This window comes from Hyphomonas sp. TMED31 (genome assembly GCF_002172815.1).
GTDB lineage: Bacteria > Pseudomonadota > Alphaproteobacteria > Caulobacterales > Hyphomonadaceae > Hyphomonas > Hyphomonas atlantica.
Genome location: NZ_NHCK01000065.1, coordinates 17,877 through 36,433, shown reverse-complemented (window position 1 = coordinate 36,433; position 18,557 = coordinate 17,877). Strand labels below are relative to the sequence as shown.

Here is an 18,557-nt window from a genome sequence, read left to right as displayed (position 1 = left end):
CCAGGCCAAGCAGACCGCCCAAGGCAGCGAGCGTTGCGAAAATGTAGTCGGTTGGGCTCATATGAGTCTCGGCTTAGAATTTGTAGCGAAGGCTTGCAACAACTGTCCGGCGTTGTCCGGGGAAACAATCGCCACGCGTCAGACATCCGGTCAGATAATCTTCATCGGTGATGTTGCGGGCATTGATTGCAAAGTCCCACTGGTCCCACTCATAGCCAACCATCAGGTCGCCCAGCGTGTAGTCCGGTGTCACGTAACGCAATGTACCATTCTCGGAGACAGTTTCGCCGACATAGCGAACGCCGGCACCTGACTTGAAGCCGGTCCACTGGCCATCCGGCCGCCACGTCGCCCAGACCGAGCCTTGAGTTTCTGGCGCAGCAGCGAGTTGGAAGCCATTCGGATCTTCCGCGTCCAGTGTCGAAAACGCTGCCTGGACATACACAGTGTCAAACTGGACATGGCTTTCGAACTCGAAGCCTTTCAGCGTGCCGACGCCTTCCTGTTGGGAGGCAGCCCCCGGCAGGGAGTTCGGATTATCGAGATTGGAAATCTCAATATCGAAATAGTTCAACGTGATCAGTCCGGGGAACGCAGACGGCTCATACTTGACGCCAACTTCGTACTGACGCGCTTCTTGCGGCTTCAGCGGGTTGCCCGTCGTCGTGTCTGTACCAACGACAGTCTCGAAGGATTCCGAATAGCTCGCATAAGGCGCAAAGCCATTGTCGAACCGGTAGAGCACACCGACGCTGGTTGAAATGGCATCATCATCCTGAACAACTGTGCCGCTGTCATTTTCGACATTGTCGCTACGAAGGCCAAGCGTGAAGCGCCAGTTTTCGTAGGAAATCTGGTCGGAAACATAGATGCCGAGATCCTGAACTGTAGAAGCCGGATTGTCGTTATAGATGGCGTCAAACACGGCCTGGTCTGGGTAGTTTCCGTACACCGGATTTGCCAGGTCGAAGACATAGCTGAAATCGCCCTGCAATACGCCACCGGCAAAATAGTACGAAGAATCGCTGTCCGTTTCGACGTCCTGATATTGTACGCCTGCAAGCAATTGATGCTCAAACGCGCCCGTCGTGAAGTCCGCACGCACGCGGACGTCGCCCGCCAGCTGATCAAACGTGTTGTCGCCCTGATAGAAGGTTCGAGCTACGGTTGTCTCGGTAAAGAGAGGCGCGCCCAGATATTGATTCAGATAGCGGCTGGCACCTGTGAATGTTGGCCANGCNTGNTGGTAGTCNGCCTCACCAGAGCGCCACAGGGCGGTTGCTTCGAGTTTGAACACATCATTGATGCGATGCTCAGCCAGCAAGGTGACCTGCTGGGAATCTGTGTCGTAACGATTGAAACCAGGCTCGCCGACATANACGTCCGTGTCGATGAACTCNCCCGTCACATTGTGAGGCTCCAGCGTCCCTTCAATCGGAATGAACTGGGCGGCNGCGTCGCTGTCAGTCTCCTGCAGCAAGCCGATGATAGTGAACTTCGTATCAGGTGTCGGTAGCCAGGAAAGGGATGGCATGAAGACCGTGGTGGTCTCGTCGACTTCGTCAATCTGTGTACCCGTATCGCGATAGACGCCAACGACACGATAAAGCAGCTTTCCGTCCGATNCAGCGACTGGCCCGGTCACGTCACCTGCAATCTGGTAGCGATCAAAGTTGCCGAGCTCCGCAGCGATTTCACCACCGAAGTCTTCCTGAGGAGTCTTGGAAACATAGTTTGCGATCCCGCCAGGGGATCCTTGACCGTAAAGGACAGAGGCGGGCCCTTTCAGAACCTCAACCTGCTCAATCGTGTAAACGTCGGCGCGGGTCGAATTATAGCTGCCAAACAATTCCTGAACGGAGTCGCGATAGCGAGGGATGCTGAGGCCACGGGAGAACGGGAAGTCACCCCGTGTGGAAAAGCCATAAGGCTCGGCGGTCACACCCGCGACATAGGTCAGCGTNTCAGCGAGACGCAGCGCNCCCTTGTCGATGAACATGTCAGACGTTTCGACNGACAGCGATCGTGCGGTCTCAACGATGGGCGTTTCNTTCTTNGTCGCGCCGAACGAACCTGTCGTGCCCGTGACGATCACGGTCTCCTGACGGCTCTCATCGTCGCTGCTTTGTGCCAATGCCGGCGACGCGGCAGCCATGCCGATAACAAGCGCGACNGTGCTGACTGCGCCAACCTTCGAAATACTCATGATGTAACCTCTAGAAAACAGATGTGAGAATGCATCTCAATACTAGAGGGCACCTACGAGGCATGTTATTGCAAGTCAATCGCATGACACACGCATTCCTGAGAATGCGGNTCATTTTCTTTGGAATATCAATCGTCGTGACGAAGAAGCCACACTTCGCTCACAGCATTGGTGCGTGCCCCTGGGCATCGCGCGGCCAAGCCAATCATGTTTTGTAGCTGNGCAGACAGTTCGANTAGTCTCNGCGACACCAAGCGACAAAAAGCGACACAGGCTATTCGGCCGGCACAGCCGCCTGATCGACGCTCGCACTTTCCGCTTCCAGCTTCCGGGCGACATCTCCGGGAGAGCCGNTGCCACGTGCAATCAGCGCATACGCAGTTGGAACGAACAGCACTGTCACCAGCGCTGCTGCNATNACACCAAACAGGATGAGGACACCAATCGCTGACCGCGTTTCNGCGCCNGCNCCGCTCGACANGATNAGCGGCAACGCCCCTGCAGCCGTTGTCAAACTGGTCATGACAATCGGACGGAACCGCGCNAGAGAGGCTTCCTTGATCGCGTCGTGGAACTCTCGCCCTTCGTCCCGCAGCTGGTTTGCAAATTCCACGATCAGAATGCCATTCTTCGCGGCAAGCCCCACCAACATGATCAGTCCGATCTGCGTGTAGATATTCAGGGAGTTGCCGGTCAGCCAGATGCCCAGCATGCCACCCGCCAGCGTGGCTGGCACGCACAGCATGATGATGATGGGGTGGCGATAGCTTTCGAACTGCGCCGCAAGCACGAGGAAGACGATGACCAGCCCCGTTGCGAACACGAACAGGATCGACTGTCCCGACGTCTTGAAGTCGAGCGACTGGCCTTTGAAATCGATGATGGCTTCCTGGGGCAGCACGTCGCGCGCTGTCGCCTGCATGGCGTCCAGCACAGTTCCGAGCGCGGCACCATCAGCCAGGCCGGCCTCGATCGTGATTGCCCGGACGCGATTGTAGCGATTGAGCGTCGGGCTATCGGCGATTGGCATGATGCTTACGAGGTTGGACAATGGGATGAGTTCGCCAGAACGGGCAGACCGCACATAGATGTTCTGCACATCATTCGGCGTATTCTGCTCTGACCTAAGCCCCTCAAGAATGACGTCATACTCTTCGCCATCGTCGATATATGTCGTCACTTGTCGCGAGCCGAGCATCGTCTGAAGTGTCTCGCCAATGTCCGATACGGTCACACCAAGATCGGCCGCACGGTCGTAATTCACCTGAATACGATATTGCGGCTGCGTCTCCTTGTAGTCCCAATCAATATCGACGAGGCCGGGATTGTTTTCCTCAAGCGCTGCGATGAACGTGTCTCGCCATTCGACCAACGTTTCATAGGACGGTCCACCCAGCACGAACTGGATCGGTTTTCCCGTTCCGCCGCCCAAGCCCTGCCGCATGATGGCAAAAGCGCGAATGCCGGGCAGGTCAGAGAGCTTTCCATTCACTTCACCAATGATCTCGTCCGCAGGTCGGCGTTCGGACCAGTCATTTAGCACAACGATCATGAAGCCCTGATTGAACGATGAGCTTCCGAAACCTGGGGCGCGCAGGAGCAAACGATTGACCTCGCCGCTCTCGGTATAAGGAAGCATACGACGTTCGATCTCGTCCATGTAGCGTTCCATGTAATCATAGGACGCCCCTTCAGGGCCGCGGATGGATACAAAGAACGCTCCGCGATCCTCGATGGGGACATATTCCTGTTCGATGGTCTGGGAGAGCCCATAAGCCCCGCCAAACAGGGCGATGAGTATGGCGCCGACGGCGATGGGTCGCATAATCAGCTTGTCCAGAACCCAGGCGTACCCAACGCGCAAGCGACCAAACCCACGATCAATGGCGTTCGGCAACGCCGCCATCACGCCGGTATTCTTCTCGCGCTTCAGCAATTTGGAGGCGAGCATCGGTGCCAGAGTCAGAGCAAGAATACTCGAAAACGCAACCGCAGCCGCCATGGTCAGCGCGAATTCCGTAAACAGTCGCCCAACGTCGCCCCGCATGAAGGTGATCGGTACGAATACCGAAATCAGGACGAGCGTGGTTGCAACGACTGCAAAGCCAACCTGTCGTGTCCCGCGAAACGCGGCGACGAGCGGTGTCTCACCCTCTTCCTCAATCCGTCGGACAATGTTCTCTAGAACGACAATCGCGTCATCCACGACGAGCCCGATTGCCAGAACCAGAGCCAGCAAGGTGAGCAGGTTTACCGACAAGCCGAGCGCGTAGAGCACGATGAATGTGGCGACGATGGAAATCGGCACGGTAATGGCCGGTATGATGGTCGCTCGAATGCTTCCCAGGAAGATGAAGATCACGAGCGTGACAAGCCCGACCGCAATGGCCAATGTCGTGTAGACTTCGCGAATGGAAGCATCGATGAAAACCGAGCTGTCGAAGCTGCGCGCGATGATCATGCCTTCCGGCAAGGTTTCGTTGAGCCTTTCAGCAAGATCCCTCGCACCCGCAGCGACCTCGACCGTATTGGCGGTGGATTGCTTGATAATGCCTAGCCCCACCATCGGGACACCATTGCCCCGGAACATGTTGCGGTCTTCCACGGTGCCACGCTCGACGCGGGCCACATCGCCCAATCTGACGAGATATCCGTCTGCGCCTTCAGCAATGACGAGCGCCGCAAACTCTTCCGGTGTCCGGAAGGTCCTGTCGATACGAACCGTAAACGTTCGCTTCTCGGACTCAAGGCTGCCTGCCGGGGCTTCGATATTCTCGCTACGGAGCGCCTGAATGATCTCGGAAACGGTCAGATTTCTCGCGGCCAATTTGCGACGGTCAATCCAGACCCGAAGCGCATAGTCGCGGGAACCGCCCACCCGTACACGCGCCACCCCATCAAGCGCCGAGAACCGATCCACGAGGTAACGCTGAGCATAGTCAGAAAGCTCAGGCGTCGTCATCGTTTCACTAGCGAGGTTCAACCAGATGATCACATCATCATTGGAGTCGGCCTTCTCGACTTCTGGCGGGTCCGTGTCCTCGGGAAGATTATCCATTACTCCGGAAATTCGGTCCCGGATGTCATTCGCGGCAACATCGATATCCTGGTCGATTCCAAACTCGACGCTGATACGAGAACGTCCATCGCTTGAGTTGGAGTCGATATATCTGATGCCTTCAACACCCGCGATCCGGTCTTCGATAATTTGCGTGATGCGCGTTTCAACAACGCTGGCAGATGCACCGGGGTATCTCGTATCAATCGAGACGATCGGCGCATCAATGTCCGGGTATTCCCGGAGCGGCAAGCGCTCGAACGAGACCAGACCGAATATCACCAGGATGAGCGCGAGAACCGACGCAAATACCGGCCGCTTGATGGATGTATCGGACAGCAGCATTTTCTAGCGTCCCGCAGATGATGAAGAACCGCTTGAACTGCCTGATCTTTTCTTCCCGCTGACTGCCTGCGGCTCCAGCATGGATTTGTCGCGAATANTGACAGCGCCNCCTTCACGAACCCGGATCACGCCTTCCGTGATGACCTCTTCACCTTCGACCAGTCCGGAGAGCACTTCCACCTGTCCCGCCTGGCGTAGGCCCAGCGTGACCTCCTTGCGCCGCGCAACGCGCTNACCACCTTCTTCGGCGGCGACGAACACGAATGTACGCGGCCCGACCGGCTGAACGGCTTCCTCCGGAATGGACAGTGAGACACGCGGATCTGCAACCAGCGTGACCTGCACGAACATGCCCGCGATCAACAGACGGTCNGGATTNGGCAAGGTGGCTCGCACGCGAACGGACCGAGTGACAGGATCAATCGCATTGTCGATAGAGGCAACAGTGCCTTCGAAAGTCTCGCCAGGAAAATCGTCAGAGCGCGCCTCAATCGCGGTGCCCTTTTCAAGGGTCCGCAAGAATGTGGATGGCACCGAGAAATCGAGATTCATTTCGCTGTCATCAATCAACCTGGCGACCACATCACCCGGCTGAACATATGATCCCACACTGACCATCCGGAACCCGAGCACGCCATCAAAAGGTGCAACGAGCACACGATCGCGCTGGCGTGATTGAACTGCGCGCAACTGAGCCGCCGCGCTATCCAGATTGCGATTGGCCTGATCAAGTTCGGATTGTGAAACGGCCTGCTGCTCTGCGAGCCGAGCAAGACGTTCCTGCTGGCGGCGTGCTTCATCGTAAGTCGCCTCAGCGGCCTCTACCANGGCAACCTGCTCGCGCTGAGCCAGAGACAGCAATGTCTTGCCCTGATGCACACGGTCGCCATCGTCAAAATAGATCGCNCGGACACGGTCTGCCGCATTCAGGGTCAAATCCACCTGCTCATTCGGTTCCAGNGTACCGAGCGCTTCGATCCGCATAGAGAAATGGCGTTCCTGAANCGGTTCGACAAACACACTTGCAGGACTGTTGCGCTGAGCATTCGCAACCAGCCCGGAAAAGAGCAAAGCACTTACGAAAAGAGAGGCAAATCTGTTCAACATGTTCATTCCAANGCCATTTCTGGATCGGCTTGCGNAGTTCCGTCCATCAACTCTACTCCACCCAACGCTCTATACGCAGCAATCGCGAGGCTGGATGATTGCAATCTACTCTCCGCCAACTGGTCTTCCGCAGTCAGCAGGGTTCTCTGGGCCTCCAGAACGTCGAGATAGTCATCGAGGCCTTCTTCGAAACGCAGTCGCGCCAGATCAATCGCACGGCGCGCTGAGGCGGCGGCGCGCTGAAGATCGTCGCGCCGCCTTAATTCGTTGGTGTAGTCGGTCAGCGCCGACTCCACTTCACTGAGCGCATTCAACACTGTCTGCTCATATTGCGCAATTGCCGCTTCGGAGACGGCATCCGCAACCGCGATATCAGCGCGGACGCGTCTGAGGTCGGGACCAGCCCAGCTGATGGACGGCCCAATGCCGAACCCGAAGCTCGACAGATCCCCGACATTGTTGCTGTCGTCGAACAGCGCGAACAGATCTGCGTTGAGCGTAATTGTTGGAAACAAATCGGCCCGCGCCGCCTCTCCAAGGGCCAGTTGCCGGGCAATGGTCGCTTCAGCTTCGCGGATGTCCGGGCGTCTCCGTACCAGTTCAGCCAGGGAGCCCGTTGCGATGGCTCCCTCATGTTCCGGAATGTCCAAACGCGTGGAGACGAGGTTCGCCAAAGAGGCATCCGGATCGTTCGCCGCCCGCCCTGTCAGCGCTGCCAGAGCATTTCGAGACGACTGGATCGTCGCTTCGTAGCGGGGCAATGAGGCGAGCGTTGTCCGGTATTGTGCCTCAGCACGCTCAAGGTCCAGCCGGGTTGCACGACCATTGTCAAAAAGGGTCTGAAGCAATTCGAGCCCTTCAGCCTGGGTTTGGGCATTCTTGCGCGCAACTTCGAGCCGTGTTTGCGCCCCGCGCATCTGCACATAATTACGTGCCGTTTCGCTGGCGACGATCACCGCCACGTCTCGGCGTGCCTGTCGCGCAGCCTCNACATCGAACTCTGCCGCCGCGATCTGAGCCTCAATCCGACCGAACGCATCAAACTCCCAGCTGGCGCCTAGTCCGCCCTGAACAGACAAATCGACATCTTCGCCNGACCGAGCTGCCCGGCCGACTTCGGCTGTCGTATTGGCCGACGTCGAATAACTCCGCCCAAGACGCGCCCCGAGCGCAGAGGCCTCTGCTGCACGCAAGTTGGCAGAGGCCAGCTCAAGCGACTTGTTGGCAGACAGGGCGCGATCGACCAGCGCGGTCAGTTCGGGGTCACCAAATTGCGTCCACCATTGAGTGTTGAACGGAAGCTCTGCCTCCACACTGAGAAAATCTCCGCCCACAGGTAAAGCGGCCTCCTCCGGCCGCTNCGGCACAGAGGCACATCCTGCCAAAATCGCTACAGCAGCTACAGGAAGGGACAGATTGAAAACGGCTTTCATGCCGCGCATGTACCGCACTGGCCCTTAATATCCAGTGATAGTTGTCGAGAAACTCCTCACATGTTCGTTATAACTCATTCTACGGAGTCCTCCTTAGGGTAGCGCGCGCCTCCACCTCCGTTTGGCCTTTAGCAGCGCACGAGACTTGGCGGACACAAATTCCTTCGCGCCCGCCAGGAATGGTCTGAATTCCAGAAATGCAGAACATTTCTCTAGGTCAGAGTCCTTCTCGCTCGGTCGCGCCTCATTGTTCCTGAAAGCTGCCATTCATTCTAGCTGCTGCGCCCTGGTCGGGCGATCAGGCAAATCGTGTTCAAATCGCTCAGGANAGCTCCCGCTTCTCCCCACGAATGATCACCGCCAGCGCNGCGCAGGCGAAGAAGACAAGGCTTGGCCAGATGACGTTCTCGCGGAANGCGGCAAGGGCACCTGGGTANGCAGCCGCATCGACGAAAAGGAGTTGCGCGCCGGACACCAGCATCCATGCGAGGGATAGGAAGCCGATTGCTTGCAAACCCCACCACAAGAGTGTGTGCCCGCCAGACTCGTCAATTGGCGCGCCCGACGCCAGATAGCGAGCCTCCTCCGCCTTCCGCATCGCGAGCGTCTCTTCCTCAATCTCCGCCTGCGGATATTGTTTCGCAGNACCGAAGCTGCGCGCGAGTACCAGATAGGCAATCGTCGCGGTGGCCCATGCAGGCAGCAGAAGAAAGAACTGGTGCACACCGGCGCCAAAATACAGCACAGAGATGATGGCAAGAGCCGCGCCCCAGGCNAGAACTGCGGGCACATTCAGCCCCGACTTGCGATACGAAGTCCAGTACCGACGAAGCCCTGTGCGCGGAAACAACCAATGCTCCGCGACGATGATCGCGCCTACCGGCGACAGGATCAGCCCCATCCACCCGACATAACCAAGCAATTGGGTAAACACGAAGGGTGAACACGCCAGCACCATGGTGACGAGGCCAACGAGAATGGTGACATGGGTACGCTTCCAGGCAGGGTTCAGGCTCTGAAACGCAAGNCCTGCCCGGTAAAGCGTCGGATTGGATGTGGTCCAGCCGGCGATGATGACTGCGATAACCCCCGCAAGGCCTAGCGCCTGTGTCGCCACCGCGCCGGGGTCCAGCAGACCTATCTGTGTATTGAGCGCATAGGCCGCGCCCGCCCCCATCGCGCCTGCGCAGACCCAACAGACAAAATGACCTATGAACATGCCGAGTGCGGAGAACCAACCGTAAGACTTTTTCTTCGCAAAGCGCAGCAGCGTCATGTCTCCCAGGGATCCGTGCATTGCGAGATTGGCGACCCANGCAAAGGCCGCAATGGACCAGAAACTCTTGGCTTCGTTCGGGATGGACCAGAAAGCGCCCTCCATCGGGGTGGGCTGGTACACTTGTGTTGAGAGGACCTGCCAGAACACATCGCCTGATACCGCGGGCAAGGCACTTCCGGTTGCCTGAGCCAGCAAGGGATAGAGCACCAGGGCGCCGACAAGGAAGATGCAGATCATCCAGGGTACGACCGCGCCTGCAAACTGCGCGAGCCTTTTGAAGCCCAAGACAGCAAGCGCGACCACGACGGCCCCCACGGCCAAGGCGATGAGCACAAACCGAATGTCGGTGGGGAACATTCCGGTCTGCGGAGCAATTGGCGCACCGGGGACTGCCGAATTGTAGAATACGCGCACAGCTGAGGCAGACACGGTGATCATGGATCCGGCCAGCCCGAGGAACATCACGCCGTTTACAACCGAATAGATCTTCAGGAAATGGCGACCTGCAATCTTCTCGAGATAGGCGTAGAGTGTCAGGCGTGTGTCGACCGCAATCGGTGCGGTGATGAAGGCCCATGTCAGAACTGCCAGCAAGTTTCCGACGAGCAAACCGAGAATCACATCGGACGCAGCCGCNCCTGCCCCGGCAAACAATGCGCCGATGACAAATTCCGTACCTGCAACATGCTCCCCCGAATAGTTTCCGGCGAAATATCCAGCGGGTTGAAGCTTGCGAGGCGGAACCGGGNGGAAGTCCAGATTCTGCGGCTCACCGGTTTCGACGGCGCCTGCGGCGTCCGCTCCAGCAATCGACATTGCGATGTTCCTCCCCTGAATCACATGCACATGTATGACATATTTTGATTGATTATTATCATTGTTGATTGCATTCGATTTATTGTACGTCAAGCACGAACACGCCAGAGTGGTCGGCAAACCATCAGGGAGGCGACGGCCTTGATCATTTCATCACCACAAGACTTTCGTGCTGCCGCACGTCGCAAGCTGCCGAAATTCCTGTTCGACTATATCGATGGGGGCGCAAATGCAGAGCAGACCCTCGCGCGGAATACATCCGATCTGCAGTCGATCGGGCTACGGCAACGCGTCTTGCGGGGGTCCGAATCGATTGACCTGAGCACATCCTTGTTTGGCGAAACCCTCGCTGCGCCCTTCGGCCTGTCCCCGGTCGGTCTGACAGGCATGTATGCCCGCAGGGGCGAAGTACAGGCCGCCAAGGCTGCCGAGCGGGCGGGCATTCCCTACACGCTTTCAACGGTCTCGGTTTGCTCTCTTGAAGAAGTCGCAAGCAAGACAGATCGCGCGATCTGGTTTCAGCTCTACGTTCTGAAAGACCGCGCCTTCATGAAGAATGTGCTTGAGCGCGCCGAAGCCGCNGGNGTGCGCACNCTTGTNTTTACTGTNGACATGCCTGTNCCNGGGGCGCGNTACCGNGATGCCCACTCNGGCATGAGNGGGCCCAANGCGCCGTTGANGCGCATGTACCANGCCATCACACATCCCGAATGGGCCATGTCNGTCGGGCTGATGGGGCGCCCGCATGATTTGGGNAANATATCTGTCTACCGAGGGAAAAAGACAAACTTGTCNGACTATATCGGATGGCTNGGCGNNAATTTCGATCCCGAGATCTCATGGCGCGACCTNGAATGGATTCGCGACACCTGGTCNGGAAACCTGGTGATAAANGGCATTCTGGATCGTGACGATGTCGACGACGCCGTCCGCCTCGGGGCCGATGGCATCATCGTCTCCAATCATGGCGGCCGCCAACTCGACACCGTGTCGTCCAGCATCAGAGCATTGCCTGACATCGTCCATGCCGTCGACGGACGAATGAAAGTGCTCGTCGATTCCGGATTTCGCAACGGACTGGATGTTTTAAAAGCGCTCTGCCTCGGCGCGGATGCCGTCATGTTCGGACGGGCCTACATCTACGCACTGGCCGCGGGGGGAGAGACTGCCGTATCGCAATTCATCTCATTGATCGAACATGAGATGCGCATTGCGATGGTGCTGATGGGTGCGAAGTCCGTGCCTGACCTGTCCAGCGATCTGCTCGACAGAAAATAGTCAGCGCCCCTGCGGGTCATACTCCGCTTCGGCCAGATGACTTTCCCATCCAGATGCATATTTGCCGAGGTCTTCGGGAAGAGGCTCAACCCTCTCCAGAACGCCTTGCGGCTCCAGATCAGGATAGATCAGCCTGAGCGCCCCGAAGGAAACATCGTTCTGCGCACTCGATACAAACACCTGATCATCACCCCGCAAGGATGCCAGCCCACGCACGAAAACCTCAGCCCCTGCAAAACGCCCTTCCACAAGGACGGGCCCCGTTGAAGCAACCAGGTCAAGACAGGTATTCGTCATCAGAGCGGCATACAGACTGATGGNCGCCCCTCTGGCATCTGCCGTTCCGGGTTTTGAAATCCANTGNCCTGAGCGCTTTGNATAAGGACCAAATCCCGGCGCAAAACAGGGCANCAATTGCGCGCCAGACCTCATCACGTCCGGCACAGCGTCCATCAANCGCGCCTGATCCTGCCTCCGGTCCACTCGCTGCGCATCCGGCGCGACGAGNCGCTCAATCTCCCGCCCGCCCATGAAGCGTGCAGATGGGACTGGCCGGTTCCACGCATCCACATTGACGAGGCAATCTCTTTCATCAGACAANGCGGGCAAGTCAGCAGACTTTTCCGGTCGCCGCATCGTTACGAACCATGTACCCGTTGAAACGATGCTCATCTCGTCTTCAGCGAACTGAGGGAAGCCCATCGCCGCCACGAGCGCCGCATTCGAATCGTGCAGTCCGCAATGAATGACAGCGTTTGNACTCAATCCGGTCCTNTGGGCNAGGTCGCCGCGCAATTGTCCAATGGGCTCTCCNGCNAAGGCGACNGGCGCAAAACGCTGCNCCCAGCCTAACCGCTTCGCCATGGGNGAAAAGTCCCGTTCCATCGGCGCCCATAAATCCGTGTGGCANCCCAGGCTGGTGCCTTCCGAGCGCATTTCCCCTGACAGAAACCATGCCCAGTATTGCGCCCACGGCATGATTGTCGCGTNATCCAGGACCNCATCATTCTCCTGCACCGCCCAGTATAGTTGCGCCCCCGCATTCAAACCGTCGGCCAGAAAGGGCGAACCAGTAATTTCGAACGGNTCCCTCTCCGCCGCGTAGCCACGCCGNACATCGTCCGGAATGGGNACTTCGTAATCGAACGGCGGAATNACATGTCGGCCAGACTTCACCACAACAAGTCCTGCCCCGTGCGCGACCGGGATGATGTGGNCGACTTCTGCGAGAGGCGCGAATTTCTTGAGCGTGAAAATCAGCCATTCGGAGATGCCATCAACGTCCAGCGTGGCGCGCCCATTTGAACTCACACGCTCATTCGCCCGGGTCTCCCGCGCCAGGATATCTCCGTCAGGAGACCAAAGACTGAGCTTGCTGACCGTCTTGCCGACGTCGAGCACGATGACGGCACTCATTCGGATACTCCAACAATTGATTCCACAACAATGATCATTATTAAGCGAAAATGATTGAATTTGGCAATTTGAAATGCTAGCGAGCCGAAAGATGTCGTTTGGAGGCCCCACATGTCCACTGATACCGAAGCTCTCGCCCGCTCCGCCACAAAGTTCGCCGTTCCCGAAAGCCTGTGGAACGANGATGTGGCCGCTGATTTGTCCCCTCCTGAGCTGCTCTTGTATCGATCCAACCTGCTGGGATCGGATCTCACCGTAACGAACTTTGGCGGTGGCAACACATCGGCGAAACTTGAAGGTGTTGATCCGCTAACGGGTGAGACTGTTGACGTCTTGTGGGTNAAAGGNTCCGGTGGCGACATCGGCTCCATGAANATCGANGGNTTCGCNACGCTCTACCAATCCAGACTGCTTGAACTGGAAAAGCATTATTCCGGCCCCGANGATGACGACAAGATGGTCGGCTATCTTCCGCACTGCACCTATAATCTGAACACCCGCGCGGCCTCCATCGATACACCGCTCCATTCGCTTCTGCCCTTTGCACATATTGATCACGTCCACCCGGACGCCATCATCGCGCTTGCGGCATCTTCAGAAGGCGAAGCCGCCACGCAGGAAATATGGAATGGCAAGATCGGCTGGCTTCCGTGGAAACGGCCAGGCTTCACGCTGGGCGTCATGATCCGGGACTATGTAAAACAGAACCCTGACGTTCAGGGCGTGATGCTGGCCGGTCACGGCATCATCTGCTGGGCGGATACCGCCAAGGATTGCTATGAGCACACAATCCAGCTGATTGCAGACGCAGCGAGTTACCTGAATGAGAAACTCGGAGATGCGCCCGCATTCGGTGGCGAGATCGTGGCGCCAAATCCGGAGCGGCGCGCCATAGCCGCTGCCCTGATGCCGAAACTGCGCGCGCTGATGACCGGGGACCGGCCGAAACTTGCCCATTATTCCGACGATGCAGAAACACTGGAATTTGTTGGGTCAGCCGATTTCGAACGACTTGCCCGCCTTGGTACATCGTGTCCGGATCACTTCCTGCGCACCAAGATCGCACCACTCACGCTCGATCCCGAACGTTTGAACGATCAGGCCTACCTGCAATCCTCCCTGGAAGACTACCGCGCAGGATATGCCGGATATTACCAACGCTGCGCGGGCCCGAATGACCCTGCCATGCGCGATGCCAACCCTGTCGTGGTCCTTGTTCCGGGCGTTGGTCGGATCACCTTTGCCGCAAACAAGGCCACCGCCAGGATCGCGGGCGAGTTCTACGGAAACGCCATCAATGTCATGCGCGGCGCTGAAGCCATCGGCGCATATGTCGCGCTGGATGAACAAGAGGCATTCAACATCGAGTATTGGGCGCTGGAGGAAGCAAAGCTGCAGCGCATGCCAAAGCCAAANCCATTGGTCGGCAAGATTGCAGTTGTCACCGGAGGCGCTGGCGGAATTGGCGCGGCAACCGCTGCGCGCCTGATGCGCGAAGGCGCTTGCGTGATGTTGCTTGATCGCGATGAAGCTGCGCTGGACACAGCGGCGGCTGGATTTCAGAGCGAATTCGGCAAGGATGTCATCAGAACCGCAGTCTGCGACGTGACCGACGAAGCCGCCGTTGCTGCGGCATTCAAGTCGTGCGCGGTCGAGTTCGGGGGCTGCGATATCTTCGTCGCGAACGCTGGAATTGCCTCGTCTGCGCCATTCGAAGAGACCACGTCCGCAATGTGGAAAAAGAACTTTGACGTATTGGCTGAAGGCTATTTCCTGACCGCGCGCTCCGCCTTCACGCTGATGAAGCAACAGGGCGAAGGCTCAATGGTCTTTATTGGTTCGAAGAATGGCGTGGCCGCCGCAAATGGCGCCGCCGCCTATGCCTCTGCCAAGGCTGCAGCGAACCACCTCGCCCGCTGCCTCGCCCTGGAAGGCGCCGCGCACGGCATCCGCGTGAACACAGTGAACCCGGACGCTGTAATCAAGGGGTCTCGTATCTGGGATGGCGACTGGCGCAAGGAACGCGCCAGCGCACATGGCATTGATACGGGCAAGGAACTGGAAGAGCACTACAGGCTACGCTCAATGCTGAAGCGGGATGTGTTGCCTGCTGACGTTGCCGAGGCAGTGTACTTTTTCGCCAGCGACATGTCTGCCAAATCGACTGGAAACATGCTCAATGTAGATGCTGGCAACGCACAAGCCTTCACGCGCTAAACGGGAGCAGCCTCGATGACACATCTTCCCATTTCCGCGGACCTGATCGCCGAACAGAATGACAAACGCCTCGAAGCTGTCGAGGAAGACTACGCCGCCTTGTCACGAAAACTGTCGCGCAACGGCATCAACATCAGCGACGTACGCCAGAAAGTGTCTGATTTCAGCGTCGCGGTTCCAAGCTGGGGCACCGGCCGCGGCGGCACCCGGTTCGCGAAATTTCCGATCCCCGGAGAGCCGACCAATATTCACGAGAAACTGGAAGACTGCGCGGTGATCAACCAGCTGTCGCAGGCGACTCCGCGCGTCAGTCCTCATTTCCCGTGGGACAAGGTCGAAGACTATTCCGCCCTGCGCCGCGACGCCGAAGCCCTCGGGTTGGGCTTCGATGCGATCAACTCCAACACATTTCAGGATCAGCCGGGCCAGTCACATTCATACGCCAACGGATCACTTGCATCGACGGACGCGGCCACCCGCGCACAAGCCGTTGCCCACAACATCGAGTGTATCGAAATCGGAAAGAAACTTGGCGCGACAGACCTGACCGTCTGGGTTGGCGACGGAACCAACTTTCCAGGCCAGCAGGATCTGGGACGGTCGCTTGACCGGTATCTGGACGCGGCGGCAGAGATCTACGCTGCCCTGCCGGATGATTGGCGCATGCTGCTTGAACACAAGATGTTCGAACCGGCTTTCTATTCTTCCGTCATCTCTGACTGGGGCTCATCCATCCTGGCCGCCCAGACGCTTGGCGAGAAATGCAAATGCCTTATCGATCTTGGTCACCATGCGCCGAACGTGAACATTGAACAAATCGTTGCCCGCCTCCACCGCTTCGACAAGCTCGGCGGATTTCACTTCAATGACAGCAAGTATGGCGATGATGATCTTGATTCCGGATCAATCAATCCGCACCAATTGTTCCTTGTGTTCAACGAACTCGTCGAAGCCGAACGCAATCCACGCGGCGGTTTCAGCCCGTCCTACATGATCGACCAGTCGCACAATGTGACTGACCCGATCGAGTCCATGATGTCCTCGGCTGACGCCATTGTGACGGCGTATTCGAAAGCCCTGCTTGTAGACCGAGACGCATTGCACGCAGCGCAGGAAACGAATGATGTCATGCTCGCCTTCCAGACGCTAAGGGACGCCTACAAGACGGACGTGTCCCCGCTTCTCGCGGCCGTGCGGGCAGACAAGGGCGGCGCAATCGACATGATCGCCACCTATCGCGCGAGCCAATACCGTGAACGAAAGAGCCAGGAACGCGCCGCGGTCGGGCTTGGCGCTGGAATTGTCTGATCGAAATTGATTGATTCTTAGCGTTCGTCGTCCAAAATACCGCTCATGCATGCGACACAACGTGAATCGATCATTCTGGACCTGCTGGCAGAGCACGGCTTTGTCAGCTTTCGGGACATAGAAGCAAAGCTGGACGGATCACCGGCCACGATCCGGCGCGACCTTGAGCGACTGGACGAGGAAGGCAAGATCATCCGCGTTCGCGGCGGGGCAAAATCTGTTTCGTCCAGCGACGGTCAGGCGAAAGCGGATCTGAAACTGTTCGGCACGCCATTTCATGAGAATGTCGTTCTGAACACCCAGCAGAAAAAAGCCATTGGCCAGGCCGCAGCGCAATTATGCAATGCGGGCGAAGGCATCATGATCGATGGCGGGTCAACCACATTACAGATGTGTCCATTCCTTGAGGGGCTCAATCTGCAGGTGCTGACCAATTCTCTACACATCGTCCAGGCTCTGGGCGGCCAGCCCGGCACACGTGTGCTGATACCGGGCGGGGCGGTGTTTCCGGAACAGAACATAGTGCTGCCCCTGTTCGGTGAAGACCTCACTCCCGCTTTCCACGCTCCCAAATTGTTCATGGGCGCCGCCGCGCTCAGCGCGCGAGGCCTGATGCAGGATGATGTGGTTCTGGTCGCCAGCGAGCGCCGCTTCATGGAGCGAGCAGAAGAGGTGATCGTGCTCGCCGATGCGTCCAAATTCGAAAGCTCGTCAGGCAATGTCGTATGCCCACTGAATGAAATCGATGTGCTCGTCACAGACGCGCGACTTGGCGACAAGGATGCCAGCACCATCGAAGCAGCTGGCATCCGGCTGATCATCGCCGACGCCTGACNAAGACAAATTCGGAATCCGGACCCTAATGCCGAAGCATGAAGCGCCGCNCCACCTGTGCCAGGCAGAACAGTGCGAGCGCGATAGCAACCAGGAAACTGGTCGTCAGCAANACCCTTTGAAACAAGTCTTGCCCACCCGGGCTGAAGCCGACAAGCGCAGGGCCGATCCCCATTCCGGCNAACGCCAGAACCGGTAGTAATGATGTCACCCGGTCAGTNANATCCACTTCCGCCACGGCGCCCATCATCAAGGGCAAACNACCACCCCAAGCAAAGAGAAACAGGCAGCTGGCCACGTAGAAAATGCCAAGGCTCATATCTTGCGAAAACAGCGCAACGCTGACGAACATCAAAACACACACGGCCGTCACTGGCCCGATGCGTCCGACTCTCGATACTGGAAGAAGAGATTGATCACAGACTCTATGTGAGCGTCGACCAGTTCAGGTGCCTGCACGTCCACATCGAACAATGCCTNCGACTCCTTGGCCAGGACATAGGGCATCTGGCAGATCGACGAGACGATGTAGACCAATGACAGCGGGTGCATCTTTGGCATTTGCTGAATGTTGCCCGCTGTCGCCATCTGTCGCTCCACGAGGTCGCGCCGCGGGGCGAGGAAGTTCTCGACAATCCAGTTGAGTCGTTCCCCGCCGCGCATGGCTTCGGAGATCATGATCCGGGCATGCTCCGGATGGGCAGCGCAGTGGCGAATATAGCGCCGCAGAAAATCCTTGTACCCCTCGACACCGCCAGATGGCTCGCCATCAGAGTCGTCAAGCGCCAGCGCCTGATCNAGCATCTNGAACATGTCCCGAACCGCCTCTCGCCAGAGCTGTTCTTTCGTGCCGAAATGGTATCGGATCATTGAATGCCGAGTGCCAGCGGCCGCTGCTATGTCGCGGACATTCGCCGCCTCGAACCCTTCCTGCGCGAAGGCGATACGCGCCTCATGAAGGATACGGGCCCGCTTCTTTTCGGACCGGTCCTGAACCGGAGTGCGGTGCTTTCGGGTCTCGGCGGTCTGGCTCAACTTCGTTTTCTTCAAAAAGGTTATTGCTACCGCGCCGACCCTAGAAGATCGCCGCGCGGGGTCAACGCACACGCCCCCCACGAGCAGGCAGCGGGCCGATGGCGATTGAACACAAAATACGTCCAAACGGACTAATTTTCAATTGACAAATAGTCCAATTGGACGACTTTTGGCGCACCATCGCTCTTCATCAAAGAATCCGGCAGGTCTGCATGTTGCTCAAAA

Annotated in this window: 11 protein-coding genes; 4 read left to right on the top strand and 7 right to left on the bottom strand. The window is 57.7% G+C overall.

Features of this window, described 5'->3' with window-relative positions:
• Positions 1-73 precede the first annotated feature (73 nt).
• The 5 genes from CBB91_RS10100 to CBB91_RS10080 all read right to left on the bottom strand — a co-directional run bounded on the left by CBB91_RS10100 (position 74) and on the right by CBB91_RS10080 (position 10,244).
• Positions 74-2,206, bottom strand: a complete 2,133-nt coding sequence (locus tag CBB91_RS10100) for a TonB-dependent siderophore receptor (RefSeq protein WP_273013931.1) — start codon at positions 2,204-2,206, stop codon at positions 74-76.
• 274 nt (positions 2,207-2,480) lie between these two features.
• Positions 2,481-5,609, bottom strand: coding sequence for an efflux RND transporter permease subunit (locus tag CBB91_RS10095; RefSeq protein ID WP_273013929.1), 3,129 nt, complete (start codon positions 5,607-5,609; stop codon positions 2,481-2,483).
• Positions 5,610-5,612: 3 nt separating this feature from the next.
• Entirely contained in the window at positions 5,613-6,629 is a 1,017-nt protein-coding gene (locus CBB91_RS10090; RefSeq protein ID WP_345906799.1) for an efflux RND transporter periplasmic adaptor subunit, read from the bottom strand.
• Positions 6,630-6,718: 89 nt separating this feature from the next.
• Entirely contained in the window at positions 6,719-8,149 is a 1,431-nt protein-coding gene (locus CBB91_RS10085; RefSeq protein ID WP_273013925.1) for an efflux transporter outer membrane subunit, read from the bottom strand.
• A gap of 322 nt (positions 8,150-8,471) precedes the next feature.
• Positions 8,472-10,244 (bottom strand): nucleoside transporter, encoded by a 1,773-nt coding sequence (locus CBB91_RS10080; protein ID WP_345906798.1) that lies wholly within the window; start codon positions 10,242-10,244, stop codon positions 8,472-8,474.
• Between the two features lie 141 nt (positions 10,245-10,385).
• Here CBB91_RS10080 and lldD point away from each other — a divergent pair, with 141 nt between their 5' ends.
• Entirely contained in the window at positions 10,386-11,522 is a 1,137-nt protein-coding gene (gene lldD, locus CBB91_RS10075) for an FMN-dependent L-lactate dehydrogenase LldD (protein ID WP_273013923.1), read from the top strand.
• Here the strand turns inward: lldD and CBB91_RS10070 are convergent, their stop codons facing one another.
• Entirely contained in the window at positions 11,523-12,938 is a 1,416-nt protein-coding gene (locus CBB91_RS10070) for a carbohydrate kinase (RefSeq protein ID WP_345906797.1), read from the bottom strand.
• Positions 12,939-13,049: 111 nt separating this feature from the next.
• Between CBB91_RS10070 and CBB91_RS10065 the strand changes: the two genes are divergently transcribed.
• The 3 genes from CBB91_RS10065 to CBB91_RS10055 are packed head-to-tail and all read left to right on the top strand — an operon-like array spanning position 13,050 to position 17,297.
• A complete protein-coding gene (locus CBB91_RS10065; protein WP_273013921.1) occupies positions 13,050-15,155 on the top strand; it encodes a bifunctional rhamnulose-1-phosphate aldolase/short-chain dehydrogenase in 2,106 nt (701 codons plus the stop codon).
• A gap of 15 nt (positions 15,156-15,170) precedes the next feature.
• A complete protein-coding gene (locus CBB91_RS10060; RefSeq protein WP_273013919.1) occupies positions 15,171-16,463 on the top strand; it encodes a TIM barrel protein in 1,293 nt (430 codons plus the stop codon).
• Positions 16,464-16,508: 45 nt separating this feature from the next.
• The gene (locus CBB91_RS10055; RefSeq protein ID WP_035554694.1) at positions 16,509-17,297 is read left to right on the top strand and encodes a DeoR/GlpR family DNA-binding transcription regulator; all 789 of its coding nucleotides are present in this window, start codon (positions 16,509-16,511) and stop codon (positions 17,295-17,297) included.
• Between the two features lie 369 nt (positions 17,298-17,666).
• On the opposite strand, the gene CBB91_RS10050 is transcribed toward CBB91_RS10055, so the two are convergent.
• Complete coding sequence (locus CBB91_RS10050) at positions 17,667-18,332, bottom strand: TetR/AcrR family transcriptional regulator (protein ID WP_273013916.1); 666 nt, start codon at positions 18,330-18,332, stop codon at positions 17,667-17,669.
• Between the last annotated feature and the right edge of the window lie 225 nt (positions 18,333-18,557).

Coding starts and splice junctions, on each gene's coding strand:
- CBB91_RS10060 (WP_273013919.1), top strand. CDS start 15,171: ATGACACATCTTCCCATTTCCGCGGACCTGATCGCCGAACAGAATGAC.
- CBB91_RS10055 (WP_035554694.1), top strand. CDS start 16,509: ATGCATGCGACACAACGTGAATCGATCATTCTGGACCTGCTGGCAGAG.